A 3,227-nucleotide genomic window follows, 5' to 3' on the forward strand; every position below is an offset into this window, starting at 1 on the left:
AAGGAGGGGATACGATTTCTCTTCAAAATTAACTCAAATAGCCTTAAGCGAAACTGAAATGGCGCAAGGTATACTTTGTATTCCGGTTTGAGAATGAAAAGGTTTGGAAGCTGAATTTTTAAGCTGTATCCGTTCTTATCTTTATATTTTAAGTCTGAGCGGTAGTAAGGCGTTGCAGGATGGGTCGGATACTTTATAAACGACCACTTGCAGCCAGCTCAAAGGAGGTGCCCTGAGTGGGCGTAGCCGTTAAAACAGAGAAACTCACCAAAGAGTACTCCGGCCTATTAGCCGGTGTCCGGGTGAATGCCGTTGATAACCTGGACTTGGAAGTACAAGAAGGTGAAATCTTCGGATTTTTAGGCCCCAATGGAGCGGGCAAAACTACCACTATCAAGATGCTCCTGGGCATCATCTACCCAACCTCAGGACAAGCATGGGTGCTCGACCGCGAAATCGGCAATATCGAAACCCATCGAGTCATTAGCTACCTGCCAGAAAACCCCTATTTTTACGATCATATGACCGGCAAAGAAATTCTCAGCTTCTACGCCAGATTGTTCGGAATAAGGGAGCCGGCACGCTCGAAGCGCGTTGATGAACTCCTCGAACAAGTGGGGTTAGGACGCGAAGCTCATAAATCATTACGCAATTATTCCAAGGGAATGCTGCAACGCATTGGACTTGCACAGTCTCTTATAAACGACCCCAAACTCTTATTCATGGATGAGCCGACAGCTGGTCTGGACCCGATTGCTCACGTCGATATTAGACGATTAATTATTGACCTTCGTTCGCAAGGCAAGACTGTTTTCATCAGTTCCCACCAATTGGAGGATGTTGAAGAAGTCTGTGACCGAGTCGCGATTCTTAACCGCGGCAAAATGGTTGCGATGGGCAAGATGGATGATTTGTTGTCTGGCGGACGGGTTGACCTCGTAGCCGATAGCGTCGAAAATGGTGTTATGGACAAGGTTAAAAAACTTGGCGGGGTTGTCAGTTTAGTTGACGGCCGGTTAGTCGTCGAGCAACCGGACAATGGCTCTATCGATCAGGTGATTGATATCGTCCGCGCTGAAAAGGGTCATATCCTAAGTGTAAACCGGCAGCGCAAGACGCTGGAAGACTTCTTTGTTGAAACAATCCAGCAGGAGGGCAAAAACTAATGGGCGTTATCTGGGCTATCGCTACAACGACAATGGGAGAAGCGGTTCGCCGCCGCGTGTTGCTCATTATCTTACTCGTGGCGCTTGGCTTCCTGGTTATTGCGCCGGGATTAGCCGTACTGCAGCCTCGCGAGACACGTTCCGTCCTTATCGCTATGGGTTTGGGAATTATTCAGCTTTGTAGCGCTCTTATCGCAATCGTGCTGGTCATCTACATCATCCCAACCGAAATCGAACGAAGGACTATCTACACGATTCTGTGTAAACCAGTTCAGCGTTGGCAGTTCATCGTGGGCAAATTCATGGGCACGATGTTGAGCTTGTTTGTGATGATGACGTTGATGGGCGCATCCTTTATGCTGGTGTTTTGGCAACAAACCGGTAAGTTTGATACGAGTGTCCTCACCGGTATCGGGCTTTACTTTGTACAGGTCTCGCTATTGGCAGCGGTGGCAATGATGTTTTCAACTTTCGTGTCGCCGTTGGTCAATTTCTTCTTGTCAGCGGGCGTGTATATGGTCGGCAACTTGTTAAACCCGTTCTTCCAAACCGTTGGTGAAAGTGGGAGTGTAACAGCGTCAACCCGTGTCATAGCGACACTGGTTCATTACATCTTCCCCAATTTTGCCAACTACAACATTCAAAACCCGATTATTAACCCTGAGCAGGTAATTACAAACGCTACACTTTACATGCAGCAAATTACTATTTATGGGTTCACCTATATCGGGATTTTGCTAATCGTTGCCATCTTGATTTTCGATCGCCGCGAAATGTAGGGGGCGACAACTAAATGAACTTAAAAAATCGAAATATCTTAATAGTTGCGCTTCTTGTCCTATTCATAATTCAGGTAGGAACGCAACGTAATATCGACCCTCTGTGGAAAAAGAATTATATGCCTAAGCAGGTTGTGACCGTGGGGCCTTCTCCCGAGCAAGTCCTGCTGGCTTTAGGCGGGCTTAGAGAGTTCGTGGCAGGCATTCTTTGGGTCAAGGCGGATGGCTTCTTCCACACGGGCAACTATGATGCGCTGCTTCCGCTCGTTCGCATTGTTACCTGGCTGGACCCCCATCAAGTCGATGTGTACAGCACAGGCGCTTGGCACATGGCCTATAACTTTACGGATGAACAGCAGCGATCGGACCGCCGTTATATCGCTCCCGCTTTAGCGCTTTTACAAGAAGGCGTGGAGAATAATCCGAATACCTATAAGCTGTATTTCGAACTTGGCTACACCTACTCCAACAAGTTAGAAGATCATTATGGGATTGCAGCTAAGTGGTTTGCAAAAGCAAGTGAACATCCCGACATTCTCGCGGCGCTGCGCAATAGTCTTGCTCATGCTTATGAGAAAAATGGGGAACTCGAGAAGTGTATCGATACCTGGTATCAGATAGTTCAGTTTGATGAAGACGAATATAAAAGGGATCCAAAAGATTGGAGTAACTTTGTAAACATCAAGACTGCTGAGAACAACCTCGATCTTACAATCCTTCGAACCATAGCCCGTAAATACGATACTCAGCCTCCTTTGGATATCAAATTCGGCGCGATAGTAACTGTCCCGCAACCAAAGATGCTGCATATCGAGGGTGCTTTCTTCTTAGGCTCGATCGGCGCTCGCGTACGTTGTGTCCTTAAAGATGAAGGTTATGAATTACCTGATCCTACCAATGAGTTCACATTCGATGTCGCCAAAGATATCACTTATATGCGCGATTCACTTTATGTGAGAGGGTATTCTTTCGTTCATGACATCGACATGAGCAAAGACCCGTCGATGTATTCATTTAAAAAAGATAGTTACGACCTGGTCTTTTATTGGAACCCACGCAACACATCGCCGCATATTCAAGACCGGTTTGGTTTTAACGGTGAAGGTTTAGCGGATAAGCATTACCTAGCTGACGGCTTCAAGGTGAATAAGGAACAACCGACAAGCCCCGGCGCCAAGTGGAATGTTATCTATTGCAAGTTAAACATTACCAAAGACCAACTCCTGCGAAAAGGCAAATGGGCCGACAAAATCCCCGTCATCAAAACCGTCGGCTACATCAA

At 46.8% G+C, this 3,227-nt stretch carries 3 protein-coding genes; all 3 read left to right on the forward strand.

Features of this window, described 5'->3' with window-relative positions; translation table 11 throughout:
• Positions 1-236: 236 nt before the first annotated feature.
• A complete protein-coding gene (locus WCO51_11540; protein ID MEI6513887.1) occupies positions 237-1,166 on the forward strand; it encodes an ABC transporter ATP-binding protein in 930 nt (309 codons plus the stop codon).
• Positions 1,166-1,945 (forward strand): ABC transporter permease, encoded by a 780-nt coding sequence (locus WCO51_11545; protein MEI6513888.1) that lies wholly within the window; start codon positions 1,166-1,168, stop codon positions 1,943-1,945. Before WCO51_11540 ends, WCO51_11545 begins: the two co-directional genes overlap by 1 nt.
• Positions 1,946-1,959: 14 nt before the next feature.
• The coding region (locus WCO51_11550; GenBank protein ID MEI6513889.1) for a hypothetical protein at positions 1,960-3,227 on the forward strand (1,268 nt) is incomplete at its 3' end.

Source organism: bacterium (assembly GCA_037131655.1).
Taxonomy (GTDB): domain Bacteria; phylum Armatimonadota; class Fimbriimonadia; order Fimbriimonadales; family JBAXQP01; genus JBAXQP01.